This is a genomic window from Falsiroseomonas stagni DSM 19981 (assembly GCF_900114315.1).
Classification (GTDB): domain Bacteria; phylum Pseudomonadota; class Alphaproteobacteria; order Acetobacterales; family Acetobacteraceae; genus Falsiroseomonas; species Falsiroseomonas stagni.
In genome coordinates this window covers 14,894-33,130 of sequence record NZ_FOSQ01000023.1, presented here as the reverse complement: position 1 = coordinate 33,130, position 18,237 = coordinate 14,894, and the positions used below count along the sequence as shown (strand labels likewise).

Genomic DNA, 18,237 nt, shown 5'->3' with positions numbered 1-18,237 from the left:
TTGCCGCAGCGATAATGCCTCATTAAAAGTGGAACGTTCCGTTAACGATTCTCATTGCCAAAATGCGATGCGGATCTGGTGAGGCAGGCCCCGATGACATCAACCCGCCCCTTGCGCCCTGCGCTCGCCATGGTCCTGGCCCTGCCGCTGCTTGGCGGCTGCGTCACCGCGCCGCGGTCGGATGTGCAGGTCACGGACGCGCCGCATGATGGATGCTCGGTGCATCGCGCAGCGTTCCGCTCCTCGGCGCCGGACAGCGACCAGGTGACGGGCCAGGCCCTCGCGGCTGCCGGCCTCGGCGTCGCGGTAGGCGTCGGTGTAGGCTTGGTGACCGGCAACATGCGGCAGGGGCTCGTCGCGGGCGCCACCGTGGCGGGAGTCGGCATCGCGGCGACCCTCATCCAGGCCAATTTCCGCCAGATGCAGGAGGAGCAGCGGCGCGAGGCGCTGCTGCGCCAGGCGGTGTCGGTCAACGGCTTCGGCTTCCGCGTCACCGGCGCGCAGCTTGCCGTGGAACGGCTGACGGAATGCCGCCGGCAGCAGGCGCAGACCTTGCGCGCCGATGTTCGCGCCGGCCGCCTGCCGCGGGAGGAAGGGCAGCGTCGCCTTCAGGAGATCCGCGGCTGGCTCGAGGATGACGCGCGCCTCGTCCGGGCCTTCGACAGCGAACTGGAACGCGACTCCAAGGCCCTTGCGGATTCGAGCCGCCATATCAACGGCGTGGGGCTTGAGGCGGAGACCGCCTTCCGTCCGTTCGGCGGCATCGCCGCTTGGCAGACCAAGGTGAAGTCCGCGGCGTCCGACACGGCGAATGACGTGGCGGAGTTGCGCCCGGGCCAGCCGCTGCGCGTCGTTGCGCGCGATGGGCAGTGGCTGCGGGTGACGCTGCCGAATGGCCGCGCGGGCTTCGTCCGCGCCAGCGCCGTGGCGCGGGAAGCGGCGGGTCGCGAATTCCGGGGCACGTCGGAGCAGAGCATCCGCACCGCCGCACAGGATGACGCCGCCGAGGTCGGCCGGGTCGGTGGCGGCAGCCCCTATCGCGTGGTCGGCGCCATGCCGGGCTGGCTGGTGGTGGACCAAGGCCAGCAGAAGAACTTCGTGCGGGCAACGGCGCTTCGACCCGCCGAAGTGGACAGTTCCGGGCGCGACGTCCTGCAGGCGACGGTGACCGCCGTCGCGGCGCGCGATTCCTTCGCGCAAAGCGCGAACGCGCTCGAGGCGGAAGGGCGGCGTATGGCCATCGATCTCTAAGGGCGCGACGAATGTGGCGCGTCCTGCTGGCGCTCGCCTGGTGCCTGCTGGCGCCGGGCCTGGCGCTTGCCCAGCCGGCGACGCCGCAGCAGCCCGGGCCGCCGCAGGCGCCGTTCCTGCGCGTCGAGGTTGGCGCGCATGTCGCGCCCGTGCTGCGGGCATTGCCGCTATCGGACGGCCAGCGCCTCCTGACCGTCTCGCGTGACAAGACCGCGCGGGTCTGGTCGGCCGATGGTGCGCTGCTGCGTACCTTTCGTCCCCCGATCGCCAGCGGCGACGAGGGCGTGCTCCTCGCTGCGAGTGTCGCGCCGGATGGCGAGACGGCCTGGGTCGGCGGCAGTACCGGCGCCGCCTGGGGGCAGCAGGCGCTGGTCTATGTGTTCAACATCGCGACCGGGCGGATGCGGCGGTTGCCGACGGGCGTGGGCGCGACGATCACGGCCCTGACCCATTCGCCGGACGGCCAGCGCATCGCGATCGGCTTCACGCGGGACGCCGGGATCGCGGTGGTGGACCTGCGCCAACGCAGCCTTGACCGTTATCCCGATCTCGGCATCCGCGGCGGTGTCCTCGGCCTCGCTTTCGCGCCCAATGGGCATCTCGCCGTCGCTTCGGGCGATGGCATGGTGCGGCTGTTCTCCCCGGCGCTACGGGAGGTGGCGTCGCATCGGCTCCCGCAGGGCGGCCTGCCCGGTGAGGTTGCCTTCTCCGCCGATGGGCGCCTGCTGGCCGTGGGGCTCGCCAACATGCCGGAGGTCCGGCTCCTCGACGCCGTGAACCTGCAGCCACGCGGCACGCCGCCGGTCGGCCAGGCGCTCGGGCGCGAACGGCAGCACCTGCGGAGCGTGGCCTGGACCGGGCCCGCCGGGCGGCAGGTGCTGTTCGCCGCCGGCCATGTGCTCGACCCTGCCGGGAGGCCTGTCGCGTTGCGCTGGGCGAACACCGCGCAGCCGGCGCAGGCGGTGCTGCTGCCGGGCAGTGATGCGATCCTGCACCTGGCCGCCATGCCGCGCAGCGACGCGCTGGCCTATGCGACGGGTGACGCGGCCTGGGGGCTGATGCAGGCCGATGGGCGGCAGATGCTGCGCGTCGCGCCGGCGCGGCTCGATTTCCGCGGCCTCGGCACGGCTAATCTGCGCGTGCTGCCCGACCGAACGGAATTCGGTGTCTTGACGGAGCGCGCCGGGCTGCGCGTCTCGTCCGACGGCCTGGTGCTGGATTTGCCGACCGAGCCAGGCAGCACGACGCGGCTTCGCGTCTCCCTGCTCGACCGGCAGGTGGGGATCGCAACGACAGAACCGCCGCCGGCGTCGCCGATCCAAAGCCTGCCGCTGCGGGACTGGGTGAATGGCCTCACGCCCCGGCTCGGCGACAGGCCCCTCCTTCTGGAAGCCGATGAGCGGGCGCGCAGCGCTGCTCTTCTGCCGGGCGATGCGGGCCTGCTGCTCGGCACCGATCATGGGCTGCGCTGGTTTCTTCCCGACGGCACGCCACGCGCCATGGTGGTGACACCCGCCGCGGTATGGGGCGTGGCGGTCACCGGCGACGGAAGGCAGGCCGTCGCCGCGCTCGGGGACGGCACGCTGCGGTGGTACGACCTCAACCCGCGCGGGCCGCTGGAGCCGCGCGTGGCGCTGTTCGTCCATAGCGACCGCCGCCGCTGGCTGCTGTGGACCCCGGAAGGGTTCTTCGACCATGCCGACGAGGGCGGCCAGGACCTGGCCGGCTTTCACCTGAACCGCACGGAGGGAGAGGCCGCGGATTGGGTGGACTTCTCGCAGTTGCATCGGATCTTCCACGCTGGCGACCTGGTGCGCGCCCGCCTCTCCTTCGGTGACGAGACCACGCTCGCCGCCCGCGTCGCGGCGATCGGCGATGTCCGGCGCCTGCTGGATCGCGTCGCGCCGCCTGAGGTGGCGCTTGTCGCGCTCTGCTACAGCGCGGCCGGCGGCGAGGAATGCCAGCGACCGCGTGGGATCGCCACGACGCGCGGCCTTGGCCGGCCGCAGCCCCAGGCGGCCGCGACGCCGGTCGCCGCACAGCCCGCCCCGGCCGTGCGGCTGCCCCCCGGGGTGACGGAGGTGGTCCTGCGGGCCGACCTCCAGGATCGCGGCGGTGGCGTCGGGCAGGTGGACCTGCTGCTGAACGGGCGGAACGTCGGGCGCACCGCCGCCGCCCGTGGCCTCGGCCGCCCCTCGGCGACCCAGCAGGCCCAGACAGTGCCGGGCCACAACTACGAACGCCGCGTCCGGCTGGAACCGGGCGTGAACACGCTTCGCCTCCGCGCCTTCGATGCCGGGAACGCCGCCTTTGGCCAGAGCGACATCGTCGAGGTGCAAGTGACGGAGATCGCGCCGCCATCGCGCCCGGTGCTGCACGTTCTTGCCATCGGCGTCGACGACTACTCCGCGACCGCCGCGCAGGGCATCCGCAGCCTGGCCAACGCGGTGAACGACGCCCGCACGGTCGCCGCGGAGTTCCGGACACGCTTCGCGAGTGACTACGACCGGGTGCAGGCCACCGTTCTCTCCGACCGGGAGGCAAGCCGCGAGTCCATTGCGAGCGCCTTCGAGCGCCTGCGCAGTGAGGTGCGGGAGCAGGACACGCTGGTGGTCTTCCTCGCCGGCCACGGCCTCAACCAGGCCGATCGCTACCTGTTCATCCCGCATCTGCCGGAGGGCACATCGCTGGACGATGCACGCCGTTTCGCGCTCGACGACCAGACGCTCGTCGCGCTCTGGTCGGCGGTGCCGGCGCGCAACAGCATCCTGCTGCTCGACACCTGTCATGCCGGCGCGTTCAACATGGACTTCGCCGCCACGCTGCAGAACGAGACCGGCCGCTTCGTCCTGGCCGCTGCGAGCGCGCAGCAGGAGGCGGCGGACCAGGCCGCTGGCCGGCGCAACAGCCCCTTCAGCGTCGCCGTCCAGGAAGCGCTGCGCGGGGATCCGCGTCGGCCTAGTGGCGCGGCAGGGATCGTGGACCAGCTTGCCGTCGGCTTTCACGTCCGAAACCGCGTCCCCGTCCTGGCGAGGGAGGTCGGGCTCGAGCAGCGCGTCTCATTCCGGATGAGTTCGGGTGAGGTCCCCCTCCCCTTCGCACTCACTAGGATCGGGCCATGAGCACCGATCCAGCGCCCCGCCCGATCCCCCGCCGCGCCCTGCTGCCGTTGATCCTTGCGACGGCTTTGCCCTCGGTACCGCGCGAAGCGGGCGCTCAGCCGGCGGCAGGCACTGCGACGCGACCGCTGGCCAATGCGGTGACCGAGCTCGGGGACTGGCTGCTGGCGGAACTCGGTCTGCGCCGCAGCCTGCCGTCCTTCGCCCTGTCGCCCTTCAACCTGCACGGCACGCTCGCGCTGCTGGCGCTGGGAGCGCCGCCACGGCAGTCGGCGCCCCTCGCGCGCAGCCTCGGCCTCGATCCCGCGCGCATCGATGCGCGTGCCGACGCGCTCGCCCGGCTGCGCGGCCTGGCGACGGCGGCGAACGGGCCGGAGGCGAGGATCTCAATCGGCTACTCCGCCTGGTGCCGTCAGACGCGTCGCTTCGAACAGCCCTGGCGGGACATGGTGCGCCGCGCCGGTGGCGCCCGGCTCGGGCGGCTCGACTTCGCCTCTCCCTCGGCAGCGGAGACGGTCAATGCCTGGAGCGCCCGCGCCACGCAGGGAGAGATCCCGCGGCTTGTCGACCGCCTGCCGCGCGATGCCGACCTCGTCCTGGCGGGCGCGGTACATTTCGCCGGCCGCTGGGAGACGCCCTTCCGCGAGGAGGCGACGGAGATGGCGCCGTTCCATCGCCTGGACGGCTCGACGGTCGGGGTCCCCATGATGCGCCAGCGCCTGCGCGCCCATCACGGCACGGCCGACGGGGCGCGCATCCTGCGGCTGCCCTATGCGGGTGGCCGCCTGGCCTTCTGGGCCGCGGCGGCGGAGCGCGTGGAGGACAGCGCCGCCTTCCTGGCCCGAGTGGCGGCCGCCGGTCCCGGCCGCTGGCTCCAGGCGCAGGCCCTGCGCGCCGTCGAGGTGGAGGTGACGCTCCCGCGCTTCACGCTGAGGGCCGGCGGGGATGTCCTGCCGGCCATCGCAGCGGCCGAGTCGGGCCGCAGCCTCGCCGGGGAGTTGCGCGGCGTGATCAGCCGGCCCGTCCGGCTCTCGGAAGTGCAGCACCACACGCGAATCCGCGTCTTCGAGGAAGGCACCGTGGCGGCCGCGGCCACCGCGGCGCTGGCCAGTCGCGGGATGCGGCAGACGGAGGAATTCCTCGCCGACCGGCCCTTCATCTTCGCCATAGGGCCGACCGCCGGCTGGCTGCCGCTCTTCATCGGGCAGGTGAGCGATGCGTCGCAGACGCTGGCCTGAAGCCCTCCTGCTCGCCCTCGGCCTGCTGGGCGCCCCGCAGGCTCGCGCCGACGTGGAACGCACGCCGGAGATCGAGCGGCTCCGCGTCATGGGTGGTGCCGCGGTCGGTCGCGGCGAGTTCCCGAGCATGATCAGTGTCCAGCGCCGCGGCGCAACGGCGGGCAGTACTCGGGCCCATCTCTGCGGCGGGACGACGATCGCGCCGCACTGGGTGCTGACCGCGGCGCACTGCGTCGTCGATATCGAGAACGGGCACCGTACCGACGTCCCGGCCGCAGCGCTCGTCGTCGCCGAGGGGCGCGAGGACCACCGGCAGCTCCGCCCCGACCTCGTCCGGCTGATCGAGGTCGAGCGCATCCTGGTGCATGAGCGGTACGACACGGTCATGGCCCGGCTGCCGAGTGGCGTCCCCAGCCTGATTGCGGCACCCCACGACATCGCCCTGCTGCAACTGCGCGAGCCGAGCGCCCGGCCGCGCCAGTTGCTGGCCGGCGGCGGCGACCGCGCCACGCTCGAAGCCCCGGGCAGGGCCGCGACGGTGATCGGCTTCGGCCAGGTCATCCATGGCGGCCCTGCTTCGGAGACACTGCTGCGCGGCTCCATCCCGGTCGTGCCGATCGAGCAATGCCGGGCGCACCGCCGCGCCCTGGTGCCGGACATCGAGCGGCTGATCGGCCCCTCGCAGCTCTGCGCCGGCTTCCGTGGCGGCACCACGGATTCCTGCGAGGGGGATTCGGGCGGGCCGCTGTTCGTGCAGGCACCGGCAGGGCGCGTGGCGCAGATCGGTGTCGTGAGCCTCGGCCCACCCTGCCGCGCGCCTGTCGCGGGCTACGGGACCTACACCTCCGTGGCTGCGCTGGCGGCGTGGATCCGCGAGCGCGTGCCGGATGCCGACTTCACCACCACCGTGGGGGCTTCGGCCCAGGTGCCGGACCAGCGGCACCCGCCTCAGCCCTGCGGTGGGGCAATGGCGGACTCCCCGGCCTTGCCGAGGGAATTCTGCAATGCAGGGCAGACCGAGTCAGGCATCCCTCCTGGCCTCGTCGGCCAGGTCAGCATCGACATCCGGGAAGGCAACCGGCTGCAGGTCGGCAAGCCGGCCAGCTTCCGGGTCGTCAGCAGCGTGGACGGCGTCCTGTTCGTCTTTGCCCGTGACCCGGCCGGCCAACTTGTCCAGCTCTTTCCGAACCGCCGCATGGCGGGTTTCCAGGCCGGTCAGGCCAGCCCCGTCATCGCGCCCGGCCAGATCGTGATCCTGCCAGGTCCCGCTGATGGCTTCCGCGCGGTGGTCCGCCCGCCGCTGGGTGAGGCGGTGGTGATCGCGGCCGTCCTGCCGCGCTCCGAAGCCAGCGATCGGCTGGCCCGGCGCCACCTGGACCTGGCGCCGATCCCGGATGCCGACGGCTTCCTGCGTGAGGTTGCCGTCCTGGCCTCGGCCGCCCGCAGCCTGGCGCCGGAAGCGCTGCCGACCCGGCTTGCAATCGGTTTCCGCCGCTTCACGGTCGTGTCCGCGCCATGATGCGGTCCGCCCTGCTGGCCCTGTCCCTGTTCCTCCTGGCTGCCGGCCCCGCACCAGCGCTTGCCTGCCCGACCGGGCCCATGCAGGCGGCCCGCAGCCTCGATGAGGTGCGGGCCGCGGCCGCGGGCATCACCGCGGCGGGCACGGCATGCGGCGCGCGCCAACGCGACTGGGCCGGGCGCCTGGCCGCCGCCCGCTTCCACACCGCGGCCGAGGCAGCGGTCGCCGCGGGCGACCGGGCGGCGGCAATGCGGCTGCTGAACGAAGGGATCGCGCAGGCCGATCTCTGGCAGAGCCTGGCGCTGCGCGCCGACCTCCGGCAGCGAGTGCCCGGCCCGGGCGGCCGCATCGACTACGCTGCCGCGAGCCTCGATTACCAGGCGGCACTGAACGGCATTGCTGCCTCCGACCCGGCGGCCGACCCGGTGCCGGTGCGGCTCATCGCCTCCATCTTCCGCCGCGCGGAACAGACGCGCCTCCTCGCCGACCAACCGATGGCCTCGCCGCGGACGCGCAGCGGCGCGGCAGGCGGCCTCGCCGCACGCCGCGTCCGCTCCTTCGTCGTCGTCGCGGTCGCCATGCCCATCCAGTTCGTCTTCGACAATTGCGGCATGACGCCGGGCGGGATGCGCGCCGCGGTGGACATGTGGGAGATGCTGAAGGAGGAGGGCATGCCGGCCATCCGGCTGATCGGCCACACCGACCCGGTCGGGCCGGACGACTACAACCTGCGCCTCTCGATATGCCGTGCCCGTGCGGTCGCTGAATTCCTGGCGGAGCGCGGCTACCCGGCCGAGCGCATCACAACCGAAGGACGCGGCGAGCGCGATCCGCTGTCGATCGAGGGCGGTGACGCCTACACCGAGGCGCAGCGCCATCAGATGCTGCGCCGGGTGGAACTGCAACGCCCATGACCGCGCCTGGACCCGGGCCGACCCGTCGCGGCGCAATCGCCACCCTTGGGGCGGCGACAATCCTGCCCTGGCGCGCGATGGCGCAGCCGGCACGGGCGGGCGCGCTGCACGCGCTACTGGTCGGCATCAACGCCTATCGCAAGGACCCGCTGCTCGGCTGTGTCAACGATGCGCGGCTGCTGGAGGCCGCGTTGCGGCCCTTCGCCGCCAGCATGACCCTGCTGCTTGATCGCCAGGCCACGCGCGCGGGTTTCGACCGCGCCTGGGCGGAGGTCACCAGCCGCTGCCGCGCGGGCGATACGCTGTGGTTCAGCTTCTCCGGCCATGGCAGCCGGATGGATGAGCGCGGGCCCTGCACGGAGCAGGACTGTATGGACGACTTCCTGGTGTTCGCGCCCTTTCATGAGCGCGAGGCACCGCGGGAGATGCTGATCGACAACGAGATCAACGTGCTGTTGGCCGATCTTGGCCGGCGCGGAATTGCCGTGGTGTTCGCCGCGGATTGCTGCCATGCGGGCACGCTGACGCGAAGCGTCAGGCCCGCCGCGCAGCGGTCGCGGCGCGTGCGCACGCTGACCGGCAGCTATTCCGTCAGCCAGTTGCTGAACTCGCTCGCCGCGGAACCGCCGCCACCGCCCGAGCCGCCGCAGGACGCGCTCGCCCATGTGCATTTCTTTGCCGCGGGGCTCGAGACCGAGGAGGTGCCGGAGATCATCTACCGCGACCGTCCACACGGGGCGCTGAGCGTGGCGCTGGCCACCGGCCTCTCCGGCGCGGCGCAGGCCGACCGGTCTGGCGAGGTCACGGTGCCGGCGCTGGCCGCGCATGCGCTGGCTACGGTACGGGCGCTGGCGGAGGCACAGCAGACGCCGGATTTCGTCCTTGGGCCGCGCGCGCCGGTGGTGCTGTTGCGCCGGGCGCCGGCTGGGCCGCCGGCGCTGCGCGAACCGGCCGAACCCCCGCTGCGGCTGCACATCGATGGCATCGCCCCGGCGGGGTTCGCACCGCCGCCAGGTGCGGTGCTGGCGACCGACCCCGCCGAGGCCGAGTTGATCTGGCGCCCCGCCGCGCGTGAGATTATCGGGCCGCTCGGCGACTTGCTTTCCGCGGAGGCGGGACCGCCGCTGCTGCCGGCTGCGGTCGCACGGCAGCGCGCGGTGCGGCGGGTGCAAGCCTGGGTCACAGCCGGCGCCATCGAGATCCGTGTCGAGCGGCGCGACCCACCCGCCGGCCCGCAGACCCGCAGCGCCGCGCAGCGCCGCAACAACGCCGCGCATCCGCGCCGGACGCCGCTGCGCCTGATGCTGGAAGGTGTGCGCCTGCCGAATCTCGTGGTGTTCAACCTCGCCGGCGACGGCACGGTGCAGGCCCTCTACCCAAACGCCAGCGAACGCCCGGTGACGCCGCCGGATGGCCGGCTGGTCGTGGACGACATCGAGGTCAAGCCGCCCTTCGGGGCCGACCACGTCATCGCCTTTGCTGCCGAGCGCCCGCTCCAGGATGCCGCCGCGGCGCTCGCCGGGCTCGACGGCACGCGCGCGCCGCTTGCCGCGGTGGAGGCGCTGGCTGCCGCGGCTGAGGGCGGTGCGTGGCGCGTCGGCCTCACCGGCCTCTTCACGCGGGAAGCGTGATAACGAAGTGGAAGTTTTTCTGTCGGGGCGCCCCACCCCCCCCTTCGCGCCTCCTCCATAAAGGGCTCACGAGGTCAACGCCTCGTGCAACCCAAGAAGGAGAGAGACTATGCGCAAGATCCTGTCCGCCCTGGCGATCGCTGGTGCCCTTGCCGCGGGTGCCGCTCCCGCCCACGCGCAGTCGCGAATGGGCGACAACAACAATATCACTGCCCGCGGTGAGGTCCGGAACCAGATCGCGCTGGCGCTCGGCAATCGCGCCCATGCGCATAACGTGACCGGCGGCATGATGGTGGGGAGCGACTTCGAGATGGGCAGCCGTAACACGCTGTCATTCGAGGGTCGGGCGCGCAACCAGATCGCGCTGGCGCTCGGCAGCCGCTCCGCCGCCACCAATGTCGTCGGCGGCGTCCTGGTCACCGGCCGCCGGTGAGACCCGGCGCGGCGCCGACGGCCTTCCCGCCGGCGGCGCCGCAGCCCCCCGCCGTCCACACGACAGCCTGAGCGAGGAACTCCATGCGCAACCTTTTCCTGGCCGCCCTCGGCGTTGCCGTCTCCGGCCTCATGAGCCCCGCCCTGGCCTGGGACTCGGGGCCGTGGGATCCGGCCCCCTTCGGCCAGCCGCTCAGCCAACGCGCCGAGGTGCGCGCGCAAATCGCGGCGGCGAGGGCGGCGCGCCTCGCGATGCCGTCCCGCTACGGTACCACGACCAACGATGCCCGGGGCGGCGGCGCCCAGTCCGGGAGCGCCTGTGACACAGGGATCGGCTCCGTGATCCTGCCGGCCACTGGCCGCTACGGGGACCTGCGTGCCTTCACCAACGTGCGCATCAACGGGAACGTCACGCTGGTCTGCGGCCGCTGAGATGAGCTTCCCTCCATATCACGGCGAGCCTCCCCTTACGTTTTGATATTTAATCGATATCATGCGATAGGGAAACAAAGGGGGCGGCGGCCCATGTCTCGTGCGATCCGGCTGGCATGCGTGGCGCTGGCGACGGTGGCTCTGGCGGGATGCCTCGAAGTACCCGCCGGTGCGGGCCTCGTCGCATCCCAGCCCGGGCAGTTGCCGGTGCGGCCGGCGACGCCCTTCAGCGACTCTCTCCGTTGCCTCGACACGCTCCTCGGTGTGCAGCGCACACAGGGAAGTCAATTCCGCCGCGCGGAGGTGAGCGTCGGGCTTATCCCCGATGCGACAGGTCGCCTCAACCCAGGACTGCGGGACATGCTGATCTCCGCGGTGAACCGCGCCAGCATGACCAGTCAGCGGTTCATCGCGATCGAGGTTCTCGACCTCGCACAGTTCACCCCGTCCTACATGTCGCAGGGGGGCGTGCCGGGGGTCGCGATCGGGCTGCCCGACACACCGATCGGCGGGCTGCAGATCGTGGGCTCGCTCTCGCAGGCAGACCGGGGGGTGCAGGCGAGCAATGCGGAGGCCGGCCTTGCTCAGCGCGACAGCATATTCGGGGTCAGCCTGACGGGCGACCTTTCGACCGTTGGCGTGGACCTGAGGCTCGTCCGCGTCAATGATCGCGCGGTGCTCGCAACGACCTCGAATGCGCTTGTTCTGCAGAATCGCAACTTTGGCTGGAATGCCGAGTTCCGGATTGGCAGCTACGGCATCAACCTCGGATACTCGGTGGACCGGCGCGAGGGGCCGCACCAAGCCGTTCGCACCCTGCTCGAGATCGCCGTTGTTGAGCTCCTCGGCCAATACGCGCAGCTACCCTATTTCCATTGCCTCTCGATCGGACGGGACAACCCGGAAGTCCGCCGCCAGACCCTTGCCTGGTACCAGGAGATGTCCGCGACCGAGCGGGACGCCTTCGTGCGCCGTCGCCTCGCGGATGTCGGCTTCACCGATGTGCCGCCGGCGCCCGCCAGCCTCTCGGCATTCCTGGTGGACTTCCAGAATGCCGTAGGCCTCTCGCCGAACGGCACGCTGGACTTTGAGACGTTTCACCGCCTTGCGACGGTCAGCCTCCGGCCGGGTGAAGTGCCGGCGCCGGTTCGGCCGGACCGGCAGGGACCGCAGCGGCGGACCATCGCGGTGGACGTGGTCCAGGTGACCGGGGAGGGAGTCGACACCGCTCGACTAGCTCTCGAACTCTCCGTCGCGCCGGCGGGCCATGTGCTCTGCTACTATCGGGACGACCAGGGCACGATCGTGCAGCTCTTTCCGAATGACGTGAATGGCGACAGCCCGATCACCGTCGATGAGCCGCTACACCTGCCGGCAAGCCCGCGGGGGCGTGCCGAATACGCCATCATGCCCACTTTGGGGCCTGGCTTCGGGCAAGTGGGGTTCCTGTGCTTTAACAGCGCCGACCCCCTGCTGCTGCGATTGCCAACTGCGCTCCGCACAGGGTCGTTCCAGCCCGTCGCGCTTCGGAGCTTCGAGGAGATCCTGCAGGCGGTCCGCACCGTCGGCGGGCCGGACGTCGGGCATGTGCTGACCACGCGTGCCACACCGGCCGGCCGCTGGGTGCGAACCGGGCCTCAGCCTGAGGACGGGAACCTCGCGCCGCGCCCCAGGCCGCCCGAGGCGGACCGGCCGGGCGGGCGTGCGCCCTTGGCCTCCGGTCGCCCCGCCCCGCCGCCGCCCCCCACCTCAGCGTCCGGAGCAGCCCGATGAACCGCATTTCCATGATGGCTGTCATCTTCGCAGGTGGGCTCGCGGGCGGGCACGCCGCCGCGCAGACCTTCGAATTCGAGGGCGTGCCCACCCCCGCCGAGATCCTCGAGATCCTCGCACCGGAGGCAATGCCGGCGGACGGCTTTCGCCGCGCCGGCCGGTCAGAGACGCCGCGCCGCATCGTGCTGCTGCCGCCGCCGACAACCGACAGGCACCCGCAGCCCGCCACACCGCAGGGGCGAGAGCCCCAGGCGGCGGCGCCTCGCCCCAACCCGCAGCCCGCCATCAGCTTCGCTACGAATTTCGCGATCGGCTCGGCCGATCTGCCGTCGGGCCTGATGCCGGTGCTGCGCGCCTATGGTCACGCCCTGCAGCTCGCGCCGGCGCTGCGCCTTGAGATTTCGGGCCATACCGACGTCACCGGACCCGCCGCCGTGAACGAAGCGCTGTCGCTGCAACGCGCCGATGCAGCGCGACGCTTCATTCAGGCGGAATTCGGAATCGACCAGAGCCGGATCGTCCCGCGTGGCGCTGGTCCGCGGGAGATGCGGGGCGACTACCCCCCCGACGCGGCGCAACAGCGCCGGATCGAGATCCGGCGCCTGCAATGAACGGTGCCCCCGGGCCTGCCCGTTTCGTCACTCCTGGAGCCCATCCGAGACGTGGACTTGCTTCGGGAAACTGGGGAGGTCCCGATGATGCGAGAGGACCGCCATGGAGCAGCAGCGACGGGTCACAAAGGAATTCGAACACGAAGCGGTGCGCCGGCTCCGAACGAGCGGGCGACCCCAGCGGGAGATCACAGAGATCTCGTTCACTATGCCATGGCTTAGGCGCCGAAGGTGATCCCCTCCTTTTTGTACATCTCTTTCACGATGCGAAGGATCAGGCCGATCTCCGGCGAGCGGTCGCCCTTGCGCGTGCTCATGATGATCGGCGAGACCGCGCCTGGCTCGTCGAGCCGCCGATAGACGACGTTGTCGCGCCGTAGCCGCTCGACGGATGCGGGAACGATGCAGACACCCGTGTCCGCCGCGACCAGGCCGAGCGCAGTCTGCAGTTCGCGTACCTCGTGCACGTGCTTCGGCTTGAGATCGCGTTCCCGGAACAGCGCCAGCACCTGGTCCGCGTAGCTCGGACGCGGCGCCTTCGGGTAGACCACCAATGCGTCGCCAGCGAGTTCCTCCAGCTTCAGCAGTCCCGTGCGTGACGACAGGCGGTGCGTCAGCGGCAAGGCCACGCAGAGCTTCTCGTTGCGCAGGACCGTGCGCTCGATCGCTGCGTCATTGAAGGTGATGCGTCCAAAGCTGACATCGATGCGGCCCTCCTTCAGCGCGGCGACCTGCTCGATCGTCGTCATCTCCAGCAGGGTGAGCTCGACCTCCGGACGCGCGGCGCGGTATCGCCGGATGACTTCCGGCAGGTACCCGTAGAGCGTCGATGCGACGAAGCCGATGCCGAGGCGCGTCAGTTCCGCGTCGCGCAACCGTGCGACCATGGCCTTCATCTCGTCCATGCGATCGAGCACCTGCACGGCCTGCTCGAACAGAAGCCGCCCCGCATCGGTGAGCGCAAGGGGCCTGCTCGCACGGTCGAGCAGGGCCATGCCGAACTCGTCCTCGAGCTGCTGGATCGCCCGGCTCAGGGGCGGCTGCGCAATGTGCAGCTTCTCGGCGGCGCGGGTGAAGTTCCGCTCACGTGCGACGGCGACGAAATAGCGGAGCTGCCGCGAGTCCACGATACCTCCCAGGTATGGTCGTGACCCATTTAGTCTTGGAAACGCGTTACTGAAAAGGGGCATCTGGCCGGGACGGAGGAAACAGATGCCCAAGGCGTCGTCCCACACACCTAAGCCCACAGCCCCCGCGGCAGCGCCTGCGCGGCTGCCTGACGCGACCGGCCATGGCCGCACGCGGCACCACCGCGCGCCGCCCGGCTGAGGAGGCGGGCATGTATCTCTGCCTCTGCAACGCGATCAGCGACGCGCAGGTCGAGCACGCCGTGCGCGAAGGCGCCCGCCGTCCTCGCGATGTCTACGCCCGCTGCGGATGCCGCGCCCAATGTGGCCGCTGCACCGCCGCCATCCTCGGCGCTCTGCGCGGTCTGTCCGCCGCGGCGCCCGCCCCCCACGCCACCCAGACCCGATAGGAGACCGTCCATGCTCGACAGCGTGCAGGCCACCGTGGACACCGCGCTTGAGGACGATGCCACGAAGGGCGTCTTCCGGGTGGCGCGCGACATTTTCACCGACCCCGAGTTGTTCGAGCTCGAGATGCGCCACATCTTCGAAGGCAACTGGATCTACCTGGCGCATGAGAGCCAGATCCCGAACAACAACGACTACTTCACGACCACGATGGGCCGGCAGCCTATCTTCATCGCGCGCAACCGCCAGGGCGAGCTGAACGCCTTCGTCAACGCCTGCAGCCACCGCGGCGCGATGCTCTGCCGCCACAAGCGCGGCAACAAGGCGACCTACACCTGCCCCTTCCACGGCTGGACCTTCAACAACAGCGGCAAGCTGCTGAAGGTGAAGGATCCCAATGACGCGGGATACCCCGAAAGCTTCAACAAGGAGGGCAGCCACGACCTGACGAAGGTCGCGCGCTTCGAAAGCTATCGCGGCTTCCTGTTCGGCAGCCTCAACCCCGACGTGAAGCCGTTGGCCGAACACCTCGGCGAGGCGACGAAGATCATCGACCTGATCGTGGACCAGTCGCCGGATGGGCTCGAGGTGCTGCGCGGCGCCTCCACCTATGTCTATGACGGCAACTGGAAGCTCCAGACCGAGAATGGCGCGGACGGCTATCACGTCAGCGCCGTGCACTGGAACTACGCAGCCACCACCAGCCGCCGCAAGGAAGCCGCACAGGCGGACACCACGCGCGCGATGAGCGCCGGCGGCTGGGCGAAGGGCGGCGGCGGCTTCTACTCCTTCGAGCACGGCCACCTGCTGCTCTGGACGAACTGGGCGAATCCCGAGGACCGCCCGAACTGGGAACGGCGCGAGGAACTGGCCGCGCAATTCGGCCAGGCGCGCGCGGACTGGATGATTGGCCGCAGCCGCAACCTCTGCCTTTATCCGAATGTCTACCTGATGGACCAGTTCTCCTCGCAGATCCGCACCTATCGCCCGATCTCGGTCGATAAGACGGAAGTCACGATCTACTGCATCGCGCCGAAGGGCGAGGCGCCGGAAGCCCGCACGCACCGCATCCGCCAATACGAGGATTTCTTCAACGCGTCCGGCATGGCGACGCCGGACGACCTCGAGGAATTCCGCGCCTGTCAGATGTCGATGGGCGCGCGTGCGGCGCGCTGGAACGACATGACGCGCGGCGCGCAGCACTGGCTCCCCGGCCCCGACGCGGCGGCCGAGGCGATCGGCCTGAAGCCGCTGATGAGTGGCGCGAAGACCGAGGACGAGGGGCTCTTCGTCGTGCAGCACAAGTACTGGCAGGAGGCGATGCAGCGCGCGCTTTCCGCCGAGCCTCGCAAGACCGAAGGCTGAGGAGGAACGCCATGTCCATCGCGATCGAAGCCCCCGCCCGCAACGCCTTCACCGTCCAGGACGCGACGCAGTTCCTGTATCGCGAAGCCCGCGCGCTCGACGACAAGGATTGGGACACCTGGCTTGCCCACTACGCGCCCGACGCCGAGTTCTGGATGCCGTCCTGGGACGACGACGACAAGCTGACCACTGACCCGAAGACCGAGATCTCGCTGATCTGGTACGGCCACCGGGGCGGCCTGGAGGACCGCGTCTTCCGCATCAGGACCGAGCGCAGCAGCGCGACGAGCCTGCCGGAGCCGCGCACCTCCCACAACATCAGCAACGTCGAGATCCTGGAGCAGGCGGGCGTGCTGACGAAGCTGCGCTTCAACTGGGTGACCTTCAGCTTCCGCTACAAGACGACGGACACCTATTTCGGCACGTCCTTCTACACGCTGGATACCACCGGCAAGCGGCCGCTGATCCGAACCAAGAAGGTCGTCCTGAAGAACGACTACATCCACCACGTCATCGACATTTACCACATCTGAGCGGGGCGGATGATCATGGCCTACAGCATCGCGATCAACTTCGAGGACGGCGTCACGCGCTTCATCGAAGCGCGCGCCGACGAGACCGTCGCCGACGCGTCCTATCGGCTCGGCATCAACATCCCGCTCGACTGCCGCGACGGCGCCTGCGGTACCTGCAAGTGCCGTGTCGAATCCGGCCGCTACGACGGCGGCAGCTATATCGAGGATGCGCTCACGGAGGAGGAGGCCGCGTCCGGCCTCGCGCTCGCCTGCCAGATGCGCCCCGAGAGCGACCTGGTGCTGGCGATCCCGGCGTCCTCGGCGCTCTGCAAGACGGCGGGGCAGAGCTTCGCGACGGTGCTGCGTGGCGTGGAGCGGCTTTCGGAGACAAGCATCGCCTTCACGCTCGACGCGCCGGCAGGCCTCACCTTCCTGCCCGGACAGTACGTCAACCTGCGCGTGCCGGGCACCGATGAGCGGCGCTCCTATTCCTTCAGTTCCGCACCGGGCGCTCCGACACTCTCCTTTCTGGTGCGCGACATCCCGCGCGGCCGGATGAGCACCTGGCTGCGTGAGGGCGCGGAGCCGGGCATGCCGATGGAGTTCACAGGCCCTGCCGGCAGCTTCTACCTGCGCGACGTGAAGCGCCCGCTGCTGTTCCTGGCCGGCGGCACGGGGCTGGCGCCGTTCCTGTCCATGCTCGGGAAGCTTGCCGAGACGGGCGCAGTGCAGCCGGTCCACCTGGTCTACGGCGTGACCAACGAGGCCGACCTGGTGGGCGTGGCGGAGCTTGAAGCCTTCGCGGCCCGCATCCCCGCCTTCACCTTCTCCACCTGCGTCGCGGCCGAGGACAGCGCGCACCCGCGCAAGGGCTACGTCACGGCGCATGTGCAGCCTGTCCACCTGCATGGCGGCGAGGTGGATGTCTATCTCTGCGGCCCGCCACCGATGGTGGACGCGGTCCGTGCCTGGCTTGCCGCGCAGGGCGTGACACCGGCCAATTTCTACTACGAGAAGTTCTCGCCGAGTGGCGCGGTCACCGCCACCGGCGAGACCCACCGGCAGGCGGCGTGAGGCCGCGATGAGGACCTTCACGGGCCGCTTCGCCGGCAAGACTGCACTCGTCACCGGCGCCGCCCAGGGCATCGGCCGGGAGGTCGCGCTGCGCCTGGCGCGCGAAGGGGCCAGCGTCGCGATGGTGGACCGATCCGAACTGGTCGAGGACGTGCGGCGCGATGCAGGCGGCGATGCCGTCGCCATCACCGCTGACCTCGAAGGCTTCGCCGGCGCGACCGAAGCCGTGACGCGCGCACGGGCCGCCTTCGGGCGGATCGACATCCTGGTCAACAATGTCGGCGGCACGATCTGGGCGAAGCCCTTCGCCGAATACGAGGAAGCGCAGATCGAGGCGGAGATCCGCCGCTCGCTCTTCCCCACTCTCTGGTGCTGCCGCGCGGTGCTGCCGGCGATGCTGGCGGCCGGCGGCGGCGTGATCGTCAACGTCTCCTCGGTCGCAACGCGTGGCGTGAACCGCGTGCCCTACTCCGCCGCGAAGGGCGGGGTGAACGCGATCACCGCAAGCCTCGCAATGGAATATGCCGGGCACGGCATCCGCGTCTGCGCCACCGCGCCCGGCGGCACCGACGCGCCGCCGCGCCGCGTGCCGCGTACTGCCGGTGTGCGCGTCCAGCGCAACGCCGCGCCTCGCAGCGCGGATGAGGATCGCTGGATGCAGCAGGTCGTGGATCAGACCAAGGCCTCTAGCCTCATGCATCGCTACGGCACGATCGAGGAACAGGCGGCGGCGATCCTGTTCCTGGCCTCTGACGAGGCCTCCTACATCACCGGGGTCACCCTGCCCGTCGCGGGCGGGGATCTCGGCTGATCAACCTGACTACCCAC

The 18,237-nt window shown here is 70.7% G+C and carries 16 protein-coding genes; 15 read left to right on the top strand and 1 reads right to left on the bottom strand.

Annotation, left to right across the window (positions count from 1 at the left end; genetic code table 11):
* Positions 1-111 precede the first annotated feature (111 nt).
* From BM041_RS28570 to BM041_RS28525, 10 genes are all read left to right on the top strand, one after another.
* Positions 112-1,251 carry an SH3 domain-containing protein gene (locus BM041_RS28570; RefSeq protein ID WP_217648884.1) on the top strand — a complete coding sequence of 380 codons (1,140 nt, stop codon included), beginning with the start codon at positions 112-114 and terminating at the stop codon, positions 1,249-1,251.
* Between the two features lie 11 nt (positions 1,252-1,262).
* Entirely contained in the window at positions 1,263-4,373 is a 3,111-nt protein-coding gene (locus BM041_RS28565; RefSeq protein WP_092963329.1) for a WD40 repeat domain-containing protein, read from the top strand.
* Positions 4,370-5,608 carry a serpin family protein gene (locus BM041_RS28560; RefSeq protein WP_092963328.1) on the top strand — a complete coding sequence of 413 codons (1,239 nt, stop codon included), beginning with the start codon at positions 4,370-4,372 and terminating at the stop codon, positions 5,606-5,608. Before BM041_RS28565 ends, BM041_RS28560 begins: the two co-directional genes overlap by 4 nt.
* Positions 5,586-7,127 carry a trypsin-like serine protease gene (locus BM041_RS28555; protein WP_092963327.1) on the top strand — a complete coding sequence of 514 codons (1,542 nt, stop codon included), beginning with the start codon at positions 5,586-5,588 and terminating at the stop codon, positions 7,125-7,127. Before BM041_RS28560 ends, BM041_RS28555 begins: the two co-directional genes overlap by 23 nt.
* A complete protein-coding gene (locus BM041_RS28550) occupies positions 7,124-8,041 on the top strand; it encodes an OmpA family protein (protein ID WP_175534233.1) in 918 nt (305 codons plus the stop codon). The genes BM041_RS28555 and BM041_RS28550 overlap by 4 nt, the downstream gene beginning before the upstream one ends.
* Positions 8,038-9,672 carry a caspase family protein gene (locus BM041_RS32000; RefSeq protein WP_092963325.1) on the top strand — a complete coding sequence of 545 codons (1,635 nt, stop codon included), beginning with the start codon at positions 8,038-8,040 and terminating at the stop codon, positions 9,670-9,672. The genes BM041_RS28550 and BM041_RS32000 overlap by 4 nt, the downstream gene beginning before the upstream one ends.
* Positions 9,673-9,781: 109 nt before the next feature.
* Positions 9,782-10,105: a hypothetical protein gene (locus BM041_RS28540; protein WP_092963324.1), complete on the top strand. Its 324-nt coding sequence runs from the start codon at positions 9,782-9,784 to the stop codon at positions 10,103-10,105.
* 83 nt (positions 10,106-10,188) lie between these two features.
* Positions 10,189-10,536 carry a hypothetical protein gene (locus BM041_RS28535; RefSeq protein ID WP_092963323.1) on the top strand — a complete coding sequence of 116 codons (348 nt, stop codon included), beginning with the start codon at positions 10,189-10,191 and terminating at the stop codon, positions 10,534-10,536.
* A 93-nt stretch (positions 10,537-10,629) separates the two neighbouring features.
* Positions 10,630-12,309: a DUF4384 domain-containing protein gene (locus BM041_RS28530; protein ID WP_092963322.1), complete on the top strand. Its 1,680-nt coding sequence runs from the start codon at positions 10,630-10,632 to the stop codon at positions 12,307-12,309.
* Entirely contained in the window at positions 12,306-12,920 is a 615-nt protein-coding gene (locus tag BM041_RS28525; protein ID WP_092963321.1) for an OmpA family protein, read from the top strand. Before BM041_RS28530 ends, BM041_RS28525 begins: the two co-directional genes overlap by 4 nt.
* Positions 12,921-13,138: 218 nt before the next feature.
* Here the strand turns inward: BM041_RS28525 and BM041_RS28520 are convergent, their stop codons facing one another.
* On the bottom strand, positions 13,139-14,047 hold the full coding sequence (locus tag BM041_RS28520; RefSeq protein ID WP_092963320.1) for a LysR family transcriptional regulator: 909 nt from the start codon (positions 14,045-14,047) through the stop codon (positions 13,139-13,141).
* A 164-nt stretch (positions 14,048-14,211) separates the two neighbouring features.
* Between BM041_RS28520 and BM041_RS28515 the strand changes: the two genes are divergently transcribed.
* From BM041_RS28515 to BM041_RS28495, 5 genes are read left to right on the top strand one after another with little or no spacing between them, the layout of a single operon-like run.
* Positions 14,212-14,457 carry a (2Fe-2S)-binding protein gene (locus BM041_RS28515; protein WP_245762305.1) on the top strand — a complete coding sequence of 82 codons (246 nt, stop codon included), beginning with the start codon at positions 14,212-14,214 and terminating at the stop codon, positions 14,455-14,457.
* A 10-nt stretch (positions 14,458-14,467) separates the two neighbouring features.
* On the top strand, positions 14,468-15,820 hold the full coding sequence (gene benA, locus BM041_RS28510; RefSeq protein ID WP_092963318.1) for a benzoate 1,2-dioxygenase large subunit: 1,353 nt from the start codon (positions 14,468-14,470) through the stop codon (positions 15,818-15,820).
* 11 nt (positions 15,821-15,831) lie between these two features.
* On the top strand, positions 15,832-16,353 hold the full coding sequence (gene benB / locus BM041_RS28505) for a benzoate 1,2-dioxygenase small subunit (protein ID WP_092963317.1): 522 nt from the start codon (positions 15,832-15,834) through the stop codon (positions 16,351-16,353).
* 15 nt (positions 16,354-16,368) lie between these two features.
* A complete protein-coding gene (gene benC, locus BM041_RS28500; RefSeq protein WP_092963342.1) occupies positions 16,369-17,409 on the top strand; it encodes a benzoate 1,2-dioxygenase electron transfer component BenC in 1,041 nt (346 codons plus the stop codon).
* A gap of 7 nt (positions 17,410-17,416) precedes the next feature.
* Positions 17,417-18,220, top strand: a complete 804-nt coding sequence (locus BM041_RS28495) for a 1,6-dihydroxycyclohexa-2,4-diene-1-carboxylate dehydrogenase (protein ID WP_092963316.1) — start codon at positions 17,417-17,419, stop codon at positions 18,218-18,220.
* Positions 18,221-18,237 lie beyond the last annotated feature (17 nt).